Genomic DNA, 20635 nt, shown 5'->3' on the forward strand with positions numbered 1-20635 from the left:
ACGACGAAGTAGTTGCCCGGGACACCAGTGAGCGTAAACAGTTTGTTGATTGCGGAGGTGTTTCCCGCGGATCTCACCCCGTGGGGCGCGCGGCCGCCAACAGCCCCTCCCAGTCGGCAATCTTCACGGTCGCGCGGTCGAGCGACCGCCCCAGCGCCGCCTCGGCGGCCTCGATGGCCTCCCACCCGGTCCACTCCACGGGGTCCTGCCCCAGTGCCCGCAGGCCGTCGAGCGGTTCGGCGTCCGCGGTGCGCCGGGCCAGCAGCTCCCGCGCGTCGGTGACCAGGGCCGCCGCCGTCTGCTTGGCGCAGGGCCGGTTGGTGCCGATCACGCCGGTCGGCCCGCGCTTGATCCAGCCGGCGACGTACTCGCCGGGCGAGGGGGCGCCGCCGCGCAGCACCCGGCCCTCCGCGTTGGGCACGATGCCGAGCCGGTCGTCGAACGGCAGCCCGTCCAGGGGCACGCCGCGGTAACCGACCGACCGCAGCACCAGTCCGGCGTCGATGTCCTCGAGGACGCCCGTGCCGCGCACCCCGCCCTGCCCGTCCGGCACGGTCCGCTCGAACCGCACCCCGGTCACCCCGTCCTCGCCGAGCACCGCCACCGGCCGCAGGAAGAACCGCAGATGGATGCGGCGGCGCCGGCCCGCCGCGGGCCGGGAGGCCCAGCCGCGCAGCACCTCCACATTGCGCCGGGCGACCGGCACGAGCCCCTGCGGATCGGCGTACGCCGGGTCGAGCGCCAGCTCCCCGGGACGTACGAGCACGTCCGCGTCGGGCAGGTCGCCGAGCTCGCGCAGCTCCTTGGTGGTGAACTTCGCCTGCGAGGGCCCGCGCCGCCCCACCATGTGCACGTCCGTGACGTGGCTGTCCGCCAGGGCCCGCAGCACCCCCTCGGGCACATCGGTGTGCCGCAGCTCCTCGGCTCCGCGGGCCAGGATGCGCGCCACGTCGACGGCCACGTTGCCGACCCCGATGACGACCGCGGAGCGGGCGTGCAGCGGGAAGCCGTCGGGAGCCTCGTCGGGATGGGCGCTGTACCAGGAGACGAAGTGGGTGGCCGCGCAACTGCCCGGCAGGTCCTCCCCGGGCACCCCGAGGCGGCGGTCGGTCGCGGCGCCGACGCAGTACACCACCGCGTGGTACAGCTCCAGCAGCGCTTGCGGGGACAGCCCCGGACCGCCGACGGTCACATTGCCCAGGAAGCGGATCCGGGGGTCCTCCAGGACGCGCCGCAACGTGCCCTGCAGGGACTTGATCTTCTCGTGGTCGGGGGCCACCCCGTACCGGACCAGGCCGTACGGGCAGGGGAGCCGGTCGAGCACGTCGACCGCGACGTCCGGCACCGACTCCTGGCGGGTCAGCGCCTCGGCCGTGTACACCCCGCTGGGACCTGATCCGACGACTGCCACACGCAGCACGGGCGCCTCCCCTTCGGCGAGGGTTGGGTTCACCTCGGCGGCCCGTGTGCCGCCCGGAACGGGCGGGACGGGCGGCCACGTCCAGCATCGCACCGAGTGACCACCGGGGGGAGGGCGCCGGAGCGTGTCGCGGTCCGGGATGTCAGCCCATGGCGCGCATCCGGGCGATCTCGGCGCTCTGCTGGGCGATCACCTCGTTCGCCCACTCGGCGACCAGGACGTTGCGGCCGTGCGTGAGCACGTCGGTGGCCATCGTCACCGCGCCGCGGTGGTGGGCGGTCATCAGGCGGAGGAACTGCCGGTCGAACTCCGCGCCGCGCGCCTCGTGCAGCGCCGCCAGCTGGGCCGCGGTGGCCATCCCGGGCATCGCGGCGTGGTCATGGTCGTGAGCGGTGGCGTGGGAGCCGCCGTTGGTCTTGAGCCAGGCCTGCATGGTGTCGATCTCCGGGCCCTGCGCGGCGTCGATGCGCGCGGCGAGTCCGCGGACCTTCTCGTCCGAGGCGCGGGTGCCCGCGAGGGCGGTCATGACAAGCGCCTGCTGGTGGTGGGCGATCATGTTCGTCACATAGGTGAGGTCCGCCGGGTTCGGGGAGTCGTCGGGCAGGGCCTTCGCCGCCTCCTCCGGGGAGAGGGTGGTGGCCTTCTCGCCCGGCGCTCCCGGCGCGATGACCGAGGGCGCGGCGGACGCGGAACCGCTTCCGGAACCCCCGTCGCAGCTGGTCAGGGCGAGGACTAAGGAGGCGGTGAGGGCCAGCGCGGACAGCGTCGCAACACGATACGAAGAAAACACCAGTGCATTGTCATCTTTTGACGCGCACATGAGAAGGGCCATACTGCCGGGGTCCGCATGAAGTTCAACCGCGAACGGAAACTAGGAGGACGCGGTGAAGCGCTTACGTACAGCCCTCGCTCGCCCCGGACGACTGGCGGCCCTGGCGGCCGCGGCCGTCACGCTGCTCGGACTGGCGGTTCCGGCCCCCGCCACGGCCGACGGGAGCATCCCGGGTGTCGACGAGGTCGTCACGAGCGCCAACGTTCAGCACCTGGTCAACATACCCAAGCAATCCCTCGGGGGATTCAACACCGACCTGGCGTTCCAGGGCAGATACGCCTTCGCGGGCAACTACGACGGCTTCGTCATCTGGGACATCAGCCGTCCCACCAGCCCCAAGATGGTCAGCCAGGTCCTGTGCCCCGGATCCCAGAACGACATATCGGTCTCCGGGAACCTGCTGGTCCTGTCCACCGACTCCTCGCGCTCGGACAGCTCCTGCGCGAGCACGAGCCAGTCCGCGGCCGAGAAGTCCTCGTGGGAGGGCGTCAAGGTCTTCGACATCAGCGACAAGGCCAACCCGCGCTACGTCGCGGCCGTGGAGACCGCCTGCGGTTCCCACACCCACACCCTCGTACCGGCCAAGCGTGACCTGTTCGTCTACGTGTCCTCCTACTCGCCCAGCGCCACCTTCCCGGACTGCCAGCCGCCGCACGACGGCATCTCCGTGGTGAAGATCCCGCGCAGCCACCCGGAGAAGGCGGCCGTGACGGCCTTCCCGGTCCTCTTCCCGGACGGCGGCAACCCGGGCGTCCCGCCCACCGACACCCAGGCCCGGGTCAGTGAGACCACCGGCTGCCACGACATCACCGCGTTCCCGAAGCTGGGGCTCGCGGCCGGCGCCTGCATGGGCGACGGCATCCTGATGGACATCTCCGACCCCGAGCGCCCGAAGGTCCTCGACCGCGTCCAGGACAACGTCAACTTCTCGTTCTGGCACTCGGCGACCTTCAACGAGCGCGGCACCAAGGTCGTCTTCACCGACGAGCTGGGCGGTGGCGGCGGCGCCGAGTGCAACACCGCGATCGGTCCGCAGCGCGGTGCCGACGGCATCTACGACATCGTCCGCAAGCACGGCAAGTCCAAGCTGGTCTTCCGGAACTACTACAAGATCCCGCGTCACCAGGCCGACACCGAGAACTGCGTCGCCCACAACGGCTCGCTCATCCCCGCCAAGGGTCGCGACATCATGGTCCAGGCCTGGTACCAGGGCGGCGTCTCCGTGTGGGACTTCACCGACTCCGCGCGCCCCAAGGAGATCGGCTACTTCGAGCGCGGGCCCATCTCGACCGACACCCTGACCCTCGGGGGCTCCTGGAGCGCCTACTACTACAACGGCTACATCTACTCGAACGACATCGCCAAGGGCTTCGACGTCCTGAAGATCTCCGACAAGCGCACCGACAGCGCCCGGGGCATCCGGCTCGCCGAGCTCAACGTCCAGACCCAGCCCGACTACCGCTGAGCGGTCCCGGGCAACGGCGTTCCGCCGGGCGGCAGGTCGCCCGGCGGAACGCCGAGTTCCCAGGGCAGGCCGTAGCGCTGGAACATGTCGGCCCGCAGCCGCGGCAGCGGCATCGCCGCGCCCGGGATCAACTGCGCGAACACCCCGCCCATGAGCAGGGCCCGCAGCATCCGGTAGTCCTGCTCGGGGTCCGCCGAGCCCCACGCCCGGACGGCGCCCAGCAGCAACTCGGCCAGGCGCTGCCGCTCCTCGCACTCGCTGAACCCGGACGCCTGGAGGATGCCGGCCATGTGCGCCCGCATGACGACGGGATGCCGCACGGGCAGCGCCAGGACGGCGTCGATCGCCCGGGCCAGCACCTCGCGGCCGTCGGCGGGCCCGGGTTCCCGCTCCAGCGCCGCGGCCAGCTCGGTGTGCATCAGCCGGTGGGCCGCCGCCTGCAGCAGCAGCCGCTTGCCGGGGAAGTAGTACGACACCAGACCGCGCGCCGAACCCGCGCGGTCGGCGATGTCCCCGAGCGTCGTGGCCTCGAACCCGCGTTCCTCCACCAGTTCGACCGTCGCCTGCAGCAGACGTTCCCGTGAACGCCGGCGCATCGCTTCATTGACCGACGGTCGCCGAGGGGACATGCTTTACTCCTGCGTTGACTGGCTCGGAGCCAATATACTCAGGGCTGACCGTGCGTGAGTGGCATGCTCATGCGGGTCACGGGGGTGAGGTGCACGTACCCGGCGGCGCGGGGGACCGCCGGGTACCGCACTTCCGCGCCGCCCGGCCCGGCGCCCTCACATCCCCGTCACGCGGTCAGGTCCAGCACCGGCAGCAGCCCCGACGGCCGCTGCTCCACCGGCAGGTGGTCCACCAGGTGCACCGTGCAGCCCAGCGCCGCCGCCCCGCCGTCCGCCCGCCGGTCGTCCCCGACCATCGCGACGCGCTCCGGCGGCAGCCCCAGCCCCTCGCACGCGATGCCGAACAGCCGTGGGTCCGGTTTCTGGACGCCGTGCTCGAAGCTCAGGACGAAGACGTCCACCAGCCCTTCCAGACCGTGCGCGCGGAACACCGGCCGCAGGTCCCACCCGATGTTGCTCACCACCGCCACCGGCACGCCCCGGCGCCGCAACTCCTCGAGCACCTCCCTCGCGTCCGGGTACGGTGACCAGGCGGCGGGCTCCATGTGCCGGTCGTACAGGGCCCCGTAGGCCTCCTCCCACGGCAGCTCCACCTCCCGCGCCAGCGCGGTGAACGCCGCGCGGTGGTGCTCCGCCGACAGGTCCCGCTCCTGCCACAGCCGCTCCAGCCGTGGCGGCACCCGCTCCGGCGCCGCTCCGCCCGGGAGCCCGCCGGCCCGCTCCAGGCGCTCCGCGTACGCCGCCAGCTCGGTCTCGCCGAGGGTGATCCCCAGCCGCTCCAGCACCGCGCCCAGCCAGCGCCGGGCGGGTTCGGCCCGCAGCAGGGTCCCGGAGAAGTCGAACATGCATCCCTTGATGGTCATGACTGCCATCCTCCCCGCCCCGGCTTCGCGGGCAACACCCCGGAGCCCGGTGCGGGCCGCGTCCCGGTCAGGAGGCGCCGAACCAGGGCTTCCCGGCGGCCCAGTGCCCGACCCACCCGGCGAACCCCGCATCGAACGGGCAGGCGCCCTCGCCGGTGACGTGCCACACCCGGCCGCGCTGCGGACCGGTGACGACGAGGTGCCAGTTCATGCCGCAGCCGTCCGTGCCGAGCACGATCGAGCCGTGGTCGAACACCTGGGCGCGCAGCGGCGCGAGTTCCTCCTCGGGCCGGTCGTCGTCCTCCCAGATCCATGCCGACGTCAGGGGGAAGGGGCGGCCGAGGTCGCGTCCGGCCGGGTCGTCGCCCCAGTCGTCCGGCAACTCCTCCAGGCCCACGAGCCCGAAGTCCGGAGGCCCCTGGAAGGAGCCGTCGGTGATCTCGGCGACGAACGTCCGGTAAGGCTCGGGCAGTACCACCCCGTGCCGCGCCTCGAAGGCGTGGACGGCCTCCCAGCCGAGCGCCGACGCGCCGCCGTCGTCGACGTCGAAGGCCGCGCGGAGCGCGGCGAGGTCCTCGGGGGAGGCGTGTTCGGTGTCCATGCCGCACATGGATACCAGCTGGTAGCGACAGCCTGGCAGGGCAGCCGCCCGGGTGCCTCGATCTCCCCTGGACCCGCACAACTCCCGGCCCCGACCGGCGGGGTCACGAGGACGTGCGCTCCTGCTCCGCGGCGCCCGTCCGCCACGGTTCGCAGAGCGCTGCCGTACCGGTGAGGACGGCCGCCGCGAGCAGCCAGCCGCCCAGGACGTCGGAGGGCCAGTGGACGCCGAGGTAGACGCGGGTGAAGCCGACACCGGCGACGGACACGAAGGCGACGGCGCAGGCGGCCACGCGCCACGGGGAGCGGGCCGGCAGGCGGAGCAGCAGCAGCCACAGCAGGGCGCCGCAGACGAGCGCGGCGGTCATCGCGTGGCCGGAGGGGAACGCCGCGTAAGCCGCCGAGTCGACGGGGTCCGGCCAGCGCGGGCGCTCCCGGCCGACGAGGGCCTTGGCGGACTGCTGGAGGACCCAGCCCAGGGTGCCGGCCAGCACCAGCCACAGGGCCTGGCGGTTCTCGCGCCGTACGAGCAGCCACACCACGGCCGCGAGCAGCAGCAGACGCATCGTCAGCGGATCCCAGACCCAGTCGGTGAGGACGCGGTTGAGCCGGGTCCAACCGGAGTGCCGCACCGCCACGGCGTGCAGCTCCACGGCGATGCCGCGGTCGGCGGCCAGCAGCGGCCCCCAGCGCGCCACGACGAGCCCGAGCAGCAGCAGGAAGGCGGCGCAGGCCGCCGCGCACTGGCTCAGGCACGCGGTGCGCAGGGCACGGTCGGGGTCCCGGACGTCGGACGGTGCGGGAGGGGCGTGCATGCAGCCGAGGCTACGTGAGCGCCCCGATTCCGGGGCCGAAGGCCACGAGCAACGGCACGACCGGGATCAGCAGCGCGCACGCGGACGCGCGGGCGCGGCCGAGGCGGGTGAGCCGCGGCGCGGGGTCCAGCAGCCGGTTGACGCGGACCGGGACCTGCGCGTCCGGTGCCGGGCAGGGGCCGAAAACGCCGCGGTCCTCGTTGAGTTCGACCAGGGCCAGGGCGGTGGTGAGCCGCCCGAAGCGGCGTGAGGCGATGTCGTCGGCGGCGAGTTCGACGAGCCGGTGCACCTGGTCGCGGAACGCGGCGAAGACCGGCACCTGCGGGAAGCCCGAGGCCAGCGCGCCGGCGCTGTGCAGGAGGACGTCGTGCCGGGCCCGCGCGTGGCCCTGCTCGTGGGCGAGGACGGAGTCCAGCTGACGGCCCTTCAGGCGGCGCAGGGCAGCCGTGGTGATGACCAGTTGCGGCCGCGGGCCGGTCAGCCACCAGGCGTCCGGGCGGTCGCTCTCCAGGACGACCAGCCGCTCGTCGGAGGCGGCGGCCTCACCGGGCAGCCGCGGAGAGCGGGCCCGCAGTTCGGCGCGGCGCGCCCGCTGCCGGGCGCCGGCCCTGCGGATCTCCCGGGCGAGCATGGCCGCCGTCCAGATGCCGCCGCAGGCCAGCAGGACCGCCAGATAACCCGCCCACGGCCCGTAACCGGGCAGCTCGTAGGCGTCGACGACGTCATGGGGGGCGAAGGCGAACAGTCCCTCGCGCAGCCAGGTCCACGTGGCGGAGGCGCTGAGGGCCATGGCCAGGAACAGGCACAGCAGGACCGCGCCGATCACGCACTGCCACACCCACAGGGCCAGCACCGGTTCCCGCTCGGGCCAGGTGGCGCGGGTGAGCAGCCGTGGGGCCATGGCGGCCGCCACCGCACCGAGCAGGAGCAGCGCGAGCGGGACGGTCATGCCGCCACACTATGAGGGCGTCACCGCACACGGGTACGTTCTTCGAGGGGAAAGTGACGCGCCTCACTGCCGTCAGAGCGTCAGGAGCATGGCGAACATCCCTATCGCCATGGACACGCGGCACGCCGAGGCCAGTTCGGGCGCGTGCGCCACCGGCACGACCCCACCCGCCGGAGCCCCACCGGCCGCCGTGACGGTGACGGGGACCGCGAGCAGTCGGACGCCCGCCGCCAGGACGTATATCGCGAAGTACGCCAGCAGCAGTCCGGTCGTCGCGGGCGTGCCCGCGGGCGCGTGACCGGCGTGGGCCGCGCCGCCGGCGGCACCCGCGGTGCCCGCCTCGGCCATGGCCACCGCCATGTAGACCATCGCCCCCGCGCCGACGGCATGGTGCAGATGGTGCGCGTCGTGCCGGGCCAGCAGCAGGGCGCGCACCGCCGCCGCACCGAAGACCAGACCGAAGGCCGCGGCGACCCACTGCGGCGGATCGAGGACGGACACCGGCACCGCCATCACGGCCATGCCCATCCCCATCAGCGCCTCCGCACGCGCCACCCGACGCTGGTCGGGACCGGTGCCGGGGCAGCCGCGCCGGGTGCGGAACAGGCAGTAGGCCCCCGTGGCGGCGCCCAGCACCACGAGCAGCCAGGCCACCAGCGGCGGTCCGTGCATGAGCGGCCCTCCTTCGGCTCCTCCCCGGAGGATGCCCGGACCCGGCGGCGCACACTCCAGCGCACGGGCGTACCGGGGGAGCGCGGCCGGGCCCCCGGCCTCAGCTGCGGGCCCGCTGGGTGACCGCCACGCAGACGAGGACCGCCAGCGCCGCGGGCGCGGTCAGCGCGCCCAGGTCCTCGCCGAGCAGCGCGGCCGCCCAGACCAGCGTCAGCAACGGCTGGGCCAGTTGCAACTGGCTGGCGCGCGCGACGCCGATGGCCGCCATGCCCCGGTACCAGACCATCAGCCCGAGGAACTGGGACACCACCGAGACCCAGAGCAGCCCGGCCACCGCCCGGCCGCCGAGGTGCACCGGCTCGAGCGCGAGCGCCACCCCCGCCGCCGGCACCGTCAGGGGCAGCGCTCCGACCAGCGCCCACCCGATGACCTGCCAGCCCGGCATGACCGAGGCCAGCCGTCCGCCCTCGACGTAACCGGCGGCGCAGACCAGCAGCGAAGCGAAGAGGAAGAGGTCACCCGTGGTCAGGGAGCCGCCGCCCTGCCACAGGGCGAAGCACACCACGACCGCCCCGCCCGCGACCGCGGCCGACCAGAAGGGCACCGACGGACGCGTCCCGACGCGTACGGCGGCCAGCACGGCGGTGACCAGCGGCAGCGCGCCCACGACGACGGCGGCGTGCGAGGTGTCGGTGGTGCGCAGCGCCAGGGTGGTGAGCAGGGGGAACCCGAGGACGACACCGAGCGCCACGACCGCGAGCCCCGCCCAGTGCCGGCGGTCGGGCAGCGGCACCCGCGCGGCGGCCAGACAGGCGCCCGCCACGGCAGCGGCCAGCACACCCCGGACGGTGGTGGCGGACCAGGGGCCGAGCCCGGTGAGCGCCCAGTGTGTCGCGGGAAAGGTCAGCGAGAAGGCGGCGACACCCAGCCCGGCGAGCGCGGTGCCACCTGTACGGCTCCCGACCGCTATCGGCGGGGCGACGGTAGCGCTATTGTGTGCTGTCATGGCCAACGGTAGCAGTTCAGGAAATGTTGCGGACACCCTGAGAGATGAGCTCCACCGCTACTCACCCGGCGAGAAGCTGCCGTCGAGCCGTGTCCTCGTCGAGCGCTTCGGCGTCAGCCCGGTCACGGTCTCCCGGGCCCTGGCCGCGCTCGCCTCCGAGGGCCTGGTCGTCACCCGCCCCGGCGCGGGCGCCTACCGTGCCCAGCGTGTCGCCGACGGCCCGCGTCCGGTCGACACCTCCTGGCAGCAGGTGGCCCTCACCGTCGAGGAGCACGGCGATTCCACCCCCAGGGTCGTCGACGCCTCAGGCGTGACCGCCAGCCTCGCCGTCCCGCCGCCCGGGGTGATCGCCTTCAACGGCGGTTATCTGCATCCCTCGCTCCAGCCCGAGCAGGCGCTGGGGGCCGCGCTCGCCCGCGCCGCCCGCCGCCCCGGCGCCTGGCAGATGCCACCGCTGGAGGGACTGACCGCGCTACGGGCCTGGTTCGCGCGCGAGGTCGGCGGCCCCGGCGGCACCCTCGGCCCCGCCAACGTCCTGGTCACCGCGGGCGGCCAGGCCGCGCTCACCACCGCCCTGCGCGCGCTCGCCCCGCCCGGTTCACCGGTGCTGGTCGAGTCGCCGACGTACCCCGGCGCCATGGCGGTCGCCCGCGCGGCCGGGCTGCGTCCCGTCCCGGTCCCCATGGACGACGGCGGCGTGCGCCCGGACCTGCTCGCCGACGCCTTCGCCGCCACCGGCGCCCGGGTCTTCTTCTGCCAGCCGCTCTTCCAGAACCCCACCGGCGCCGTCCTCGCCGCCGACCGCCGCCGGCGGATCACCGAGATCGCCCACGCCGCCGGGGCCTTCCTCGTCGAGGACGATTTCGCCCGGCGCCTCGGTCACGGCGCCGAACCGCCGCCGCCCCTGGTCGTGGACGACCCCTACGGCACCGTCGTCCACGTCACCTCGCTGACCAAACCCACCTCGCCCAGCCTGCGCGTCGGCGCCCTCGTCGCCCGCGGCCCGGTCATGGAGCGGCTGCGCGCCATCCAGATCGTCGACAGCTTCTTCGTGCCGCGCCCCCTGCAGGAGGCCACCCTCGAACTCGTCGGCGCCCCCGCCTGGCCCCGCCATCTGCGTGCCGTCTCCGCGGGCCTGCGCGACCGCCGTGACGCGATGCTCGCCGCCCTCCACCGCGAACTGCCGGGCCTGGTGTCCCGCGTCCGCGTCCCGGTCGGCGGCTACCAGCTCTGGCTGCGGCTCCCGGACGGTACGGACGAGTCCGCCCTCGCCGCCGCCTCGCTGCGCGCCGGCACCGCCGTCGCTCCCGGCCGCCCCTACTTCGCCGCCGAGGCCCCGGCCCCGTACGTCCGCCTCAGCTTCGCCGACACCAGCGGCACCGAGGAGATCGCCGAGGGCGTCCGCCGGTTCGCCGCGGCCTGCGCCGAGAGCGGCGTCGACGGGGTGGGCACGGACGGGGTGGCCCGATGACCGGCGAGGACCTCCCCGCACCGGCGGCACCCCTGTCCGGCGTGCTGATCGCCGACTTCGGGCGCGTCCTGGCGGCGCCCTACGCCACGATGCTGCCGGCCGACCTCGGCGCCGACGTCATCAAGGTCGAGCACCCGGACACCGGGGACGACACCCGCGCCTGGGGGCCGCCCCACGCGCACGGGGAGTCCACCTACTTCCTGTCCGTCAACCGCAACAAGCGGTCGGTCGCGCTCGACCTGCGCGACGCCACGGACCGCCGCCGGGCAGCGGAACTGGTGCGCCGCGCCGACGTCCTGTTCGAGAACTTCCGCCCCGGCACCATGGACAAGTACGGCCTCGGCTACGACGCGGCCCGGTCCCTCAACCCCGGTGTCGTCTACTGCTCCGTCACCGGCTTCGGCACCGGCGAAGGCGCCGCCCTGCCCGGTTACGACCTGCTGATCCAGGCCGTCGGCGGCCTCATGAGCGTCACCGGGCCCGGCCCCGGGGAGCCGGTCAAGGCCGGGGTGGCCCTCGTCGACGTCCTCACCGGCCTGCACGCGGCGATCGGCGTGCTGGCCGCACTGCGCCACCGGGACGCCACCGGCGAGGGACAGCACGTCGAGGTCAACCTGCTCTCCTGCCTGCTGTCCAGCCTGGTCAACCAGGCGGGCGGCTACACCCTCGCGGGGGTCGTGCCGGGCATCCTGGGCGAGGTCTTCCATGCCGCGGACCGCCCCCTGGTCCTCGCCGTCGGCAACGACCGGCAGTTCGCGGCGCTGTGCGAGGGCCTGGACGCACCGGAGCTCGCCCGCGCCCCCCCCGTTACGCCTCCAACGCCGACCGCGTCGCCCACGCCGGCGAACTCGCCGAGCGGCTCGGCCGCTCGCTGCGCGGGCGCGCCGCGGCCGAGTGGTTCGACCGCCTGACGCCGCTGGGGGTGCCCTGCGGCCCGGTCAACGACCTGGCCCAGGCCTTCGGCCTCGCCGAACGGCTCGGGCTCGCCCCGCGCGCCACGCTCCACGGCGACGGACCCGCCCTGGACGTCACGGCGAACCCGATCGGCCTCTCCCGCACACCGCCCCGCTACGACCGCCGCCCGCCCCGACTGGGCGACCACACCGACGCCATCACGGCCTGGCTCGACTCGTGACCGCGGAGCCCTACCCCCGGTAGCGCAGGGGGTGGTCCGCGGGGACCTCCACCACGCAGATCCGTACGGAGTCCGGGTCCTCGATCCACATCTCGATCAGCCCCCAGGGCTCCTTCACGGGCTCCCGCACGATCCGGACCCCGCGCCCGGCGAACCGGCGGTGGCACTCCGCCACGTCCTCGACCTGGAGCCACAACTGGAGCCCGGGGGCGGGCGGCCCGTCGGCGTGCCCCGAGACCTCGAGGAAGCCCCCGCCCAGGAAGAACACGGTGCCGCGCTCCTCCCACGGCCCGAACTCGCGGTAGACCGCCAGTCCCAGGTCGTCGCGGTAGAAGGCGCGGGACCTTTCGAGATCGGTCGGCCGGAGCAGGATCCTGCTGCTCAGTACGTTCGTCACGGCCCGAAGCTACCCACGCGCCGCCGGGAAAACCGGCTGACACGGCGCCCCCGCGTCCGCGAGGCTGCCCCGCATGGACCACGGCCCCGGCGCGATCGCCCCGCTGTTCAGGACCTGCACCCGCTGCGGCGCCGAAGCCGGCTACCACGCCGGCGTGTGCGTCATCGACGGCGTGGCGCACTGGAGCGTGGAGGGCGCCTGCGAGACGTGCGGGTCCGCCGAGGCGGAGTGCGGCCGCGGCGAGGTCCCCGAGTACGTCAGTGCCGCCCTCGTCGCCGCACACGGCGAGGTGGTGCTGCGTGCCGAGCCGCTCCCCGGCGCCGCGGGCGCGCGTGCGCTCAAGACCGTCCGGGAGGTGTTCGGCGTGCCGCTCACCGAGGTCCGCGGCCGGTTGCGCGCGCTCGCCGGTGAGGGCGAGCGGGGAACGGAGCCGGAGACGGCGCTGCTGGCCGCCCGTCTGAGGGAGGGCGGGTTCGCCGTCACGTTGGAGGCCGGGGAACCGCCCACGGGCGAGGAGCGCTTCGTGCCCACCGCGCCCGGGCGCCGGTGGCCCGCCAACCCGGCCGCCCAAGGCCACCCCGTCCGTACCGCCGCGCCCGCCCGCGTCGGCCGCGGCAGGGGCCGTCAGGTGCTTCTCGTCCCGGGGAGCCTGCCCGGGGAACTGCGCGAGCCGCTCGCCGACTACCTTGCGGGGGGCCGGATCCTCGTCATCGCCGGGAGCCCCGCTCCGGATCCGCTCTCCGAGGGGCCGTACGAGTACGTCCGCCTCGGGCGGGCCACCGACGGCACCTGGACGTGGGACCTGGCCTGGGAGCAGTGGGTGCGCCGGCGCGGGTGCGCGCCGCCCGAGGAGTTCGTGCGGCACGTGCGGGCCAGGGGTTTCGTGCCGCCTCCGGACACGACCGGCTAGCCTCGGGACGAGCCGCCGCCGCAGAGAGGACACCCCCGCCATGGAGACCGCGCAGCCCGTCGCCCGTCCCGTCTTCCGCACCGCCACCCGTGAGGACGTCCCCGTCCTGGTCGCGCTGATCGAGTCGGCGTACCGCGGCGAGGCCAGCCGCACCGGATGGACGACGGAGGCGGACCTGCTCGAGGGCCAGCGCACCGATCCCGAGGGCGTGGCGGCCGTCATCGACGGCGAGCGCAGCCTGATCCTCGCGGTCGAGGCGGACGGCGTCGTCGTGGCCTGCTGCCAGCTGGAGAACCGCGACGGTCACGCCTACTTCGGGATGTTCGCCGTGCGCCCGGCCCTGCAGGGCGGCGGTCTGGGCAAGCTGGTGCTCGCCGAGGCGGAGCGGCGGGCCCGCGAGGAGTGGGCGGCGGACGAGATGCACATGACGGTGATCACGCAGCGCGAGGACCTGATCGCCTGGTACGTGCGCCGGGGCTACGCGCGGACCGGCCGCACCAGCCCCTTCCCGTACGGCGACGCGCGGTTCGGGCTGCCCACGCGCGACGACCTCGCCTTCGAGCTGCTGGTCAAGCAGCTCGGCTGACGGCCGCCTCAGAGCCGCCCGGCCTCGACGATCCGCGACAGGAAACGCCGGGTGCGCTCGTGCGCGGGCGCGCCGAAGACGTCGGCGGGCGTGCCGCGTTCGAGCACCACGCCGCCGTCGAGGAAGCAGACCTGGTCGGCGACCTCGCGGGCGAAGCCCATCTCGTGCGTGGCGATGAGCATGGTCATGCCGTCCTCTTTGAGGTCCCGGACGACGCCCAGCACCTCGCCGACCAGTTCGGGGTCGAGCGCCGCGGTGATCTCGTCGAGCAGCAGCAGCCGGGGCCTGACCGCCAGCGCCCGGACGATCGCCACCCGCTGCTGCTGCCCACCGCTGAGCCGGTCCGGGTACTCACGCGCCTTGCCGTCGAGCCCGAGGCGGCCGAGCAGCTCGTGGGCCCGCGCCTCGGCGTCGCGGCGAGGGGCGCCGTGCACGCGGCGCGGCGCCAGGGTGACGTTGTCCAGCACCGTCATGTGCGGGAAGAGGTTGTAGGCCTGGAAGACCACGCCGATGCGCCGCCGGACCGCGTCCGGGTCGGCCCGTGGGTGGGTGATCTCCTCGCCGTCCAGGAAGATCGCGCCGTCGTCGACCTCCTCCAGGAGGTTGGCGCAGCGCAGCAGCGTGGACTTCCCCGAGCCGGACGCGCCGATCAGGGCGGTGACGGTGTGCTGCGGGACCTCCAGATCCACGTCCCGCAGCACGAGGGAGCCGCCGAAGCCCTTGCGGACCGACTCCAGCCGCAGGACGGGTGCCTCGGTCATACGGTGCCTCCCTGCGACTGGCGCCGGTTCATGCGCGCGGTGACCCAGTCGGTGAACCGGGTCATGGGGATGGTGAGGGCCACGAAGACCAGCCCGGCCACGACGTAGGGCGTGTAGTTGAAGGTCTGGCTGGTGATGATCTGCGCCGCGTAGACGGCGTCGATCACCCCGGCGATGGAGACCAGGCCGGTGTCCTTCTGCAAGGACACCAGGTCGTTCAGGAGCGGTGGCACGACACGCCGCACGGCCTGCGGCAGGACCACGTGCCGGAGGGTCTGCGCACCGCTCAGCCCCAGCGAGCGGGCGGCGGCGCGCTGGCTCGGGTGGACGCTCTCGATGCCCGCCCGGAAGACCTCGGCCACGTAGGCGGAGTAGGTGAGCACCAGACCCGCGCCGCCCAGCACGACCGGGTTCGTGGGCACCCCTTGCAGGCGCAGCGCCGGGACCCCGTAGATCACCGCCAGCAGGCAGATGATCAGCGGCAGGCCGCGGAAGAAGTCGACGTACGCGACCGCCAGTGCCCGGAGCGGGAAGAACACCGGACCGCGCAGCGTCCGGACCACGGCCAGCAGCAGGCCGAGGACCAGCACGATCGCGCCGCAGACGACCAGCAGCCGCAGGTTGAGGAGCAGGCCGTCGAGGACCTTCGGCAGGGCGAGGCGCGCGTAGTGGCCGCTGAGGAAGGTCTCCCGGACCCGCGGCCAGCCGGGGGAGCCCGTGATGCCCAGGCAGAGCACCCCCGCCGTGACCAGGGTGCTCGTCGCGGCGATCGCCGTCGCGCGGCGCGTGCGGGCGCGCCGGTGGCGCTCCCGCTCCAGGCGCCGCTGCGACGGCGTGTACGCGTCCTTGTGCAGTTCCTCGCCGAGCGTCACTTGAGGACCGGTGCGCCGACCGCGTCGGACAGCCACTGCTGCTCCAGCTCCGCGAGCGTGCCGTCCGCCCGCAGGGCGTCGACCGCCTCGGTGACGCAGGCGGTGAGCGGGCTGCCCTTGTCCAGGACGAGGCCGAACTGCTCCTGTGCGCCGGCGGTGGTCGCGAACTGCCCGACGACCTTGGCGTCGTCCAGTTCCGCGGAGGTGATGTAGAAGGCGGTGGGCAGGTCGACGACGATGGCGTCCACCTGGCCGTTCTTGAGGGCGGCGACGGCGAGGTCGTTCTTCTGGTAGACGGCCGCGGTGCGCTCCGGCTCGATCTCGTCGTTGATGAGGTCGAGGCTCGTCGTGCCGACCTGGGCGCCCAGCTTGACCTTCTTCAGCGCGGCGACGTCCGTGGCGTTCGCGGCCGGGGAGTCCTTCAGGGCGACGACGGCCTGGCGGACGTCGTAGTAGCCGGAGGAGAAGTCCACGGCCTTCCGGCGGTCCGCCGTGACGGAAACCTGGTTGATGTCGAAGTCGAAGGACTTGGCGCCCGGGGCGAAGGCGTTGTTGAAGGCGACCGTCCGCCAGGTGACGGCGGCCTTGCCGTAGCCCAGCCGCTTCGCCACCGCGTAGGCGACCGCGGACTCGTACCCCTTGCCGTTGGCCGGCTCGTTGTCCTGGAACCAGGGGGCGTAGGCGGGGTTGTCGGTGCCGATCGTCAGGACGTCCGCGGTACGGGTGTCCAGTTTGCCCGGTGCGCAGGACGCCCCGGCCGGGGCCGGGGCGGAGCCTGCGGGCGACGAGGGGCCGTCGGAGGCGGAGTCCTCCTGCGGGGCGCACGCCGCCGCGGTGAGGCCGAGGACGAGGACCGCCGCGGCGGAGGTGAGGCGCGCGGGAACCCGGAGGGCGAATGCGGTACGCATGGCGGGACATTGGCACCGCCGGGCGCCGGATGTCCACGACATCGTGGCCGGATCCCGCATGCCGGACGGTTGTGTCGGGCGTGTTGCGGGGCGGGCGGGTCACCAGGCGGTGAGGCCGCCCTCGACCGCGCGCTTGACCGCCGGCATGTCGGTGACGACGCCGTCGAGGCCGAGGGCCCTTGCCAGCGCGAGGTCGGCGGGGGTGTTCACGGTCCAGGCGATCACCGAGATCCCCGCGCGGTGGCACTCCTGCACCAGTGCCAGGCTGATCCGCCGCAGGCTCAGGCTGACGAGCTTCGCGCCGACCGCCTGCGCCCGGGTGACGATCTCCGCGCCCATGGGGCCCTGGGCGACCAGCACGGTGCGCACGTCGGGCAGGCACTCGCGGATCTCGGCGAGCGCCTCGTCGTGGAAGGACAGCACGTCGACACGCCCGACCAGGTCGCGCTCGCGCATCACCTCGGCCAGTACGCGGGCCGCCGCGACGTCCTTGATCTCGGCCTGGATCGGCTTGGTGACCGCGTCCAGGACCTCCTCGAACACCGGGATCCGCTCACCGGCGCCCGCGTCCAGCTCGCGCAGCTCGTCCAGGGTGAGGTCGCCGATCGGCCCGGAGCCGTCCGTGGTGCGGTCGACCTTCACGTCGTGCATGACGATCAGGGCGCCGTCCTTGCTGAGGTGCAGGTCGAGCTCGATCTGGTCCATGTCCTCGCGCTCGGCGCGGACGAAGGAGCGGAGGGTGTTCTCGGGCTCGACGCCCATGACACCGCGATGGCCGACGGTGAGAAAACTCAAGGGGGATCGCTTCCGTGCTGGGTGCTGCGGGTGATCGACGGGACGCCCGCAGCCTAGCGGCCCCTTGCGGCACGGGGCCGAACGCGGGATGAACGGCGCGGCCGCCCGCAGGAAGATCCACGGCCGGGGGCCCTTCCGGCGGAAGAATCTCCTCCGCCTCCACTTGAACGGGAGAAGCTGCCGTATATACGGTGGGCCGACAAGAGGTTCTTCAGCGAAGGAGGGGTCATGACGGAAATTCTGTCGCCGGCAGCGGCATCGATGGACAGCACAGCCACCAGCGAGGCCGGTGTGTCCGGCGGCGGCATTGTCCGGCATCCGGCGTGGGCGGTCCTGAAGCAGGCGGTGGAGGAGATCCGTCCCTGGCAGAGCAAGGACGGCTCGGTCGACTTCTCCGCGGAGGGTGCGCCCGGGCGCGCCGCCGTCGAGAGCGCCCTGGACCGGGTGGTCCGCGCCGTCGAGGACCTCTCCCCGCTCGTGCCGCACGACAAGGCCTACCACGAGGCCCTGGTCGTTGACCTGCGCCGCTGGGCCGAGGGAGGCTTCGCGGTGCCGGACTTCCTCGACTCGCTGCTGGCCTTCCACCCCGCGGCCGACCGCCAGGACGGCCTGGAGCACCTCGTGGTGTTCCCGATGTACACGCAGAACGGCAACCCGGACCGCAACCTGGAGGCCGTCGCGCTGCGCGTCGTCTGGCCGCAGTGGCTGTCCGAGCTGGAGCGCACCCGCTACGACAACCCCCTCTTCGTGCCGATCACCTTCGAGGACTTCACCCCCGGGTACGACACGAACTCCGCGGTGCTCTTCCCCGAGACCGTCGCCGTCCGCGAGGCGCCCGAGCGCTTCACCTGGGGCGGCATCTTCTGCGACCGGGAAGCCGCCCGCTTTCGCGCCGTGAGCCGCGCCGCCGTGGACACCCTCGGTCTCTCGCTCCCCGAGGACGCCGAGGAACTGCTGGCGGACCAGGACCTCAGCCAGCAGACCTTCACGCTGTGGGACATGATCCACGACCGCACGCACAGCCACGGCGACCTGCCCTTCGACCCCTTCATGATCAAGCAGCGGCAGCCGTTCTGGATGTACGGCCTGGAGGAGCTGCGCTGCGACCTCACGACCTTCAAGGAGGCCGTGAAGCTGGAGGCCGAGGGCCACGGCATGGGCCGCTACGTCCAGTACGCGATCCTCTTCGACCGCCTCTTCCGCTTCCCGGTGACCGGAGACCGCGTCCGCAACTACGACGGTCTGGGCGGCCAGCTGCTCTTCGCGTACCTGCACAAGCACGACGCCGTACGCTGGACGGACAACAAGCTCCACATCGACTGGCAGCGCGCCCCGCAGGTGACCAACCAGCTGTGCGCCGAGATCGAGAAGCTCTACCGGGACGGCATCGACCGCCCCAAGCTCGTGCACTGGTTCGCCGCCTACGACCTCGTCGCCGGCTACCTCTCGCCGCACCCCGGTTCGGTCTGGGCCAAGGGCCCGGAGGCCCTGGACCTCGACCAGCCGCCGCGGAAGCTCGTGGACGACGTGCTGCCGGACGAATTTCCGCTCAGCATGTTCTACGAGGCCCTGGCCAAGAAGCTGCGTGATGTGATCGCCTCGACCAAGGGCATCACGGCCCGCGGCACGGGTCAGGTGGCCGCGTGACCGATCCAGGCGAGGAGGCGGCGGAGATGACGGAAGCCAACGAGGCGGCCAGGGGACCCCTGGCCGGAGCCGTGATCGCGGTGGCAGGGGCCGGCGGCCCCGCCGGACGCGCGACGCTGCAGCGGCTCGCCCGTGCCGGTGCCTGGGTCATCGCCGCGGACGCCAACCCGGAGCGGCTCGCCGAGGCCGTCGACCTGGCCCGCTTCGACGCGGGCGGCGCCGGGATCACCGGGGACATCGTCGACCTCCTCGACCTGGACGCCACCCGTGAGTGGGCGGGCCGGATCGAGAAGGAGCACGGCCGGATCGACGGCATGGTCCACCTGGTCGGCGGCTGGCGCGGCTCGGCCTCCTTCCAGGAGACCGACCTCGCGGACTGGGACTTCCTGGAGAAGCTCCTCATCCGCACCGTCCAGAACACCTCGCTCGCCTTCCACGACGGGCTGCTCTCCAGCCCCTCCGGACGCTACGTGCTGATCAGCGCCGCCGGGGCCACCCAGCCCACCGCGGGCAACGCCGCGTACGCCGCCGCCAAGGCCGCGGCCGAGGCGTGGACGCTGGCCATGGGAGACTCCTTCCGCAAGCTCGCGGGGGAGCACGCCCCGACCGCCGCGGCCACCGTGCTGGTGATCAAGGCCCTGGTGCACGAGCAGATGCGCAAGGAGCGCCCGAACGCCAAGTTCGCTGGCTTCACCGATGTGACCGATCTGGCCGACGCCATCGCGGACGTGTGGAACCGGCCCGCCGAAGAAGTGAACGGAACCCGCCAGTGGCTGACACCCCGTCCGTGACCGCACCCCCGACCGACGCGGTCCGGCACCACGACCCCCGCGTCCGGGGCTTCGCCAGCGACAACTACGCGGGCGTCCATCCCGAGGTGCTGGCGGCGATCGCCCTCGCCAACGGCGGCCACCAGGTCGCCTACGGCGAGGACGACTACACCGCCCACCTGCAGGAGGTCTTCCGCGGCCACTTCGGCCCGCGGGCCGAGGCCTTCCCGGTCTTCAACGGCACCGGTGCGAACGTCGTGGCCCTGCAGGCGCTGACCGAGCGCTGGGGAGCGGTCGTCTGCGCCGCCTCCGCCCACATCCACGTGGACGAGGGCGGCGCCCCGGAACGGATGGGTGGCCTGAAGCTGCTCACCGTGCCCACCCCGGACGGCAAGCTCACCCCCGAGCTGATCGACCGGGAGGCCTGGGGCTTCGACGACGAGCACCGCGCGCAGCCGCAGGTCGTCTCGATCACGCAGTCCACCGAACTGGGCACCTGCTACACGCCCGAGGAGATCCGCGCGATCTGCGACCACGCCCACGATCGGGGCCTCGCCGTCCACCTCGACGGCTCGCGGATCGCCAACGCCGCGGCCACCCTCGGGGTGCCGCTGCGGGAGTTCACCACCGACGCGGGCGTGGACGTCCTCTCCTTCGGCGGCACCAAGAACGGGCTGCTGCTGGGCGAGTGCGTCGTGGTGCTGAACCCGGAGCGGGTGCGGGCGATGAAGCACCTGCGGAAGCTGTCCATGCAGCTCGCCTCCAAGATGCGCTTCGTCTCGGTGCAGTTCGAGGCGCTGCTCGCCGGTGACCTGTGGCTGCGCAGCGCCGGTCACGCCAACGCGATGGCCCGGCGCCTGGAGTCGGCCGTCCGCGCCGTCGAGGGCGTCACCGTCGTCCGCCCCGTCCAGGCCAACGCGGTCTTCGCGCGGCTGCCGCGTGAGGTCAGCGAACGGCTGCAGAAGCGCTACCGCTTCTACTTCTGGGACGAGTCGACCGGTGAGGTCCGCTGGATGTGCTCGTTCGACACGACCGAGGAGGACGTGGATTCCTTCGCGGCGGCGCTGGCCGAGGAAATGGCCGCCCATTCCGCCTGAATCCGAAAAGCCGGAGGGGCGTACGGGATTTCCCG

The 20635-nt window shown here is 73.4% G+C and carries 21 protein-coding genes and 1 pseudogene; 8 read left to right on the plus strand and 14 right to left on the minus strand.

The features are described 5' to 3' along the window. Window positions 1-73: 73 nt before the first annotated feature. Together AC1VWI_RS37580 and AC1VWI_RS37585 are read right to left on the minus strand one after the other, a co-directional pair. Window positions 74-1420, minus strand: coding sequence for an FAD-dependent oxidoreductase (locus AC1VWI_RS37580; protein ID WP_499515499.1), 1347 nt, complete (start codon window positions 1418-1420; stop codon window positions 74-76). A gap of 142 nt (window positions 1421-1562) precedes the next feature. Then, the gene (locus AC1VWI_RS37585) at window positions 1563-2240 is read right to left on the minus strand and encodes a DUF305 domain-containing protein (protein ID WP_499515500.1); all 678 of its coding nucleotides are present in this window, start codon (window positions 2238-2240) and stop codon (window positions 1563-1565) included. A gap of 112 nt (window positions 2241-2352) precedes the next feature. Between AC1VWI_RS37585 and AC1VWI_RS37590 the strand changes: the two genes are divergently transcribed. Beyond that, window positions 2353-3717 carry an LVIVD repeat-containing protein gene (locus tag AC1VWI_RS37590; RefSeq protein ID WP_499517008.1) on the plus strand — a complete coding sequence of 455 codons (1365 nt, stop codon included), beginning with the start codon at window positions 2353-2355 and terminating at the stop codon, window positions 3715-3717. Here AC1VWI_RS37590 and AC1VWI_RS37595 read toward each other — a convergent pair. The 7 genes from AC1VWI_RS37595 to AC1VWI_RS37625 form a co-directional block, all read right to left on the minus strand. After that, window positions 3708-4346, minus strand: coding sequence for a TetR/AcrR family transcriptional regulator (locus AC1VWI_RS37595; protein WP_499515501.1), 639 nt, complete (start codon window positions 4344-4346; stop codon window positions 3708-3710). The genes AC1VWI_RS37590 and AC1VWI_RS37595 overlap by 10 nt on opposite strands. A 167-nt stretch (window positions 4347-4513) precedes the next feature. Continuing rightward, complete coding sequence (locus AC1VWI_RS37600; protein ID WP_499515502.1) at window positions 4514-5209, minus strand: HAD family hydrolase; 696 nt, start codon at window positions 5207-5209, stop codon at window positions 4514-4516. Window positions 5210-5276: 67 nt separating this feature from the next. Next, complete coding sequence (locus tag AC1VWI_RS37605; protein WP_499515503.1) at window positions 5277-5810, minus strand: SMI1/KNR4 family protein; 534 nt, start codon at window positions 5808-5810, stop codon at window positions 5277-5279. Window positions 5811-5913: 103 nt separating this feature from the next. Further along, on the minus strand, window positions 5914-6624 hold the full coding sequence (locus AC1VWI_RS37610) for a phosphatase PAP2 family protein (protein ID WP_499515504.1): 711 nt from the start codon (window positions 6622-6624) through the stop codon (window positions 5914-5916). A gap of 10 nt (window positions 6625-6634) precedes the next feature. Continuing rightward, window positions 6635-7573 carry a M56 family metallopeptidase gene (locus AC1VWI_RS37615; protein ID WP_499515505.1) on the minus strand — a complete coding sequence of 313 codons (939 nt, stop codon included), beginning with the start codon at window positions 7571-7573 and terminating at the stop codon, window positions 6635-6637. 72 nt (window positions 7574-7645) lie between these two features. Then, the gene (locus AC1VWI_RS37620; RefSeq protein ID WP_499515506.1) at window positions 7646-8245 is read right to left on the minus strand and encodes a DUF5134 domain-containing protein; all 600 of its coding nucleotides are present in this window, start codon (window positions 8243-8245) and stop codon (window positions 7646-7648) included. A gap of 100 nt (window positions 8246-8345) precedes the next feature. Further along, the gene (locus tag AC1VWI_RS37625) at window positions 8346-9251 is read right to left on the minus strand and encodes a DMT family transporter (RefSeq protein WP_499515507.1); all 906 of its coding nucleotides are present in this window, start codon (window positions 9249-9251) and stop codon (window positions 8346-8348) included. Here AC1VWI_RS37625 and AC1VWI_RS37630 point away from each other — a divergent pair. Together AC1VWI_RS37630 and AC1VWI_RS37635 are read left to right on the plus strand one after the other, a co-directional pair. After that, a complete protein-coding gene (locus AC1VWI_RS37630; protein ID WP_499515508.1) occupies window positions 9250-10722 on the plus strand; it encodes an aminotransferase-like domain-containing protein in 1473 nt (490 codons plus the stop codon). The two genes, AC1VWI_RS37625 and AC1VWI_RS37630, sit on opposite strands and share 2 nt — an antisense overlap. Beyond that, window positions 10719-11857 (plus strand): annotated as a pseudogene (locus tag AC1VWI_RS37635) (CaiB/BaiF CoA transferase family protein). Before AC1VWI_RS37630 ends, AC1VWI_RS37635 begins: the two are co-directional and overlap by 4 nt. Window positions 11858-11867: 10 nt before the next feature. Here the strand turns inward: AC1VWI_RS37635 and AC1VWI_RS37640 are convergent. After that, complete coding sequence (locus AC1VWI_RS37640) at window positions 11868-12254, minus strand: VOC family protein (protein ID WP_499515509.1); 387 nt, start codon at window positions 12252-12254, stop codon at window positions 11868-11870. A 73-nt stretch (window positions 12255-12327) separates the two neighbouring features. Here AC1VWI_RS37640 and AC1VWI_RS37645 point away from each other — a divergent pair, with 73 nt between their 5' ends. Both AC1VWI_RS37645 and AC1VWI_RS37650 read left to right on the plus strand, forming a co-directional pair. Beyond that, the gene (locus tag AC1VWI_RS37645; protein WP_499515510.1) at window positions 12328-13164 is read left to right on the plus strand and encodes a hypothetical protein; all 837 of its coding nucleotides are present in this window, start codon (window positions 12328-12330) and stop codon (window positions 13162-13164) included. 40 nt (window positions 13165-13204) lie between these two features. Then, on the plus strand, window positions 13205-13750 hold the full coding sequence (locus AC1VWI_RS37650; RefSeq protein WP_499515511.1) for a GNAT family N-acetyltransferase: 546 nt from the start codon (window positions 13205-13207) through the stop codon (window positions 13748-13750). An 8-nt stretch (window positions 13751-13758) separates the two neighbouring features. Here the strand turns inward: AC1VWI_RS37650 and AC1VWI_RS37655 are convergent, their stop codons facing one another. The 4 genes from AC1VWI_RS37655 to AC1VWI_RS37670 all read right to left on the minus strand — a co-directional run bounded on the left by AC1VWI_RS37655 (window position 13759) and on the right by AC1VWI_RS37670 (window position 17086). Then, window positions 13759-14511: an amino acid ABC transporter ATP-binding protein gene (locus AC1VWI_RS37655; protein WP_499515512.1), complete on the minus strand. Its 753-nt coding sequence runs from the start codon at window positions 14509-14511 to the stop codon at window positions 13759-13761. Next, window positions 14508-15383, minus strand: a complete 876-nt coding sequence (locus AC1VWI_RS37660) for an amino acid ABC transporter permease (RefSeq protein ID WP_499515513.1) — start codon at window positions 15381-15383, stop codon at window positions 14508-14510. The genes AC1VWI_RS37655 and AC1VWI_RS37660 overlap by 4 nt, the downstream gene beginning before the upstream one ends. Further along, window positions 15380-16291 carry an ABC transporter substrate-binding protein gene (locus AC1VWI_RS37665; protein ID WP_499515514.1) on the minus strand — a complete coding sequence of 304 codons (912 nt, stop codon included), beginning with the start codon at window positions 16289-16291 and terminating at the stop codon, window positions 15380-15382. Before AC1VWI_RS37665 ends, AC1VWI_RS37660 begins: the two co-directional genes overlap by 4 nt. Window positions 16292-16390: 99 nt before the next feature. Continuing rightward, entirely contained in the window at window positions 16391-17086 is a 696-nt protein-coding gene (locus AC1VWI_RS37670) for a glycerophosphodiester phosphodiesterase (protein ID WP_499515515.1), read from the minus strand. Window positions 17087-17314: 228 nt separating this feature from the next. Here AC1VWI_RS37670 and AC1VWI_RS37675 point away from each other — a divergent pair, with 228 nt between their 5' ends. The 3 genes from AC1VWI_RS37675 to AC1VWI_RS37685 are packed head-to-tail and all read left to right on the plus strand — an operon-like array spanning window position 17315 to window position 20600. Beyond that, window positions 17315-18733 carry a DUF6421 family protein gene (locus AC1VWI_RS37675; protein WP_499515516.1) on the plus strand — a complete coding sequence of 473 codons (1419 nt, stop codon included), beginning with the start codon at window positions 17315-17317 and terminating at the stop codon, window positions 18731-18733. A gap of 26 nt (window positions 18734-18759) precedes the next feature. Then, window positions 18760-19524, plus strand: coding sequence for an SDR family oxidoreductase (locus AC1VWI_RS37680; RefSeq protein ID WP_499517009.1), 765 nt, complete (start codon window positions 18760-18762; stop codon window positions 19522-19524). Beyond that, complete coding sequence (locus tag AC1VWI_RS37685; RefSeq protein ID WP_499515517.1) at window positions 19521-20600, plus strand: threonine aldolase family protein; 1080 nt, start codon at window positions 19521-19523, stop codon at window positions 20598-20600. Before AC1VWI_RS37680 ends, AC1VWI_RS37685 begins: the two co-directional genes overlap by 4 nt. Window positions 20601-20635 lie beyond the last annotated feature (35 nt).

This window comes from Streptomyces sp. TOM-9 (assembly GCF_056858595.1).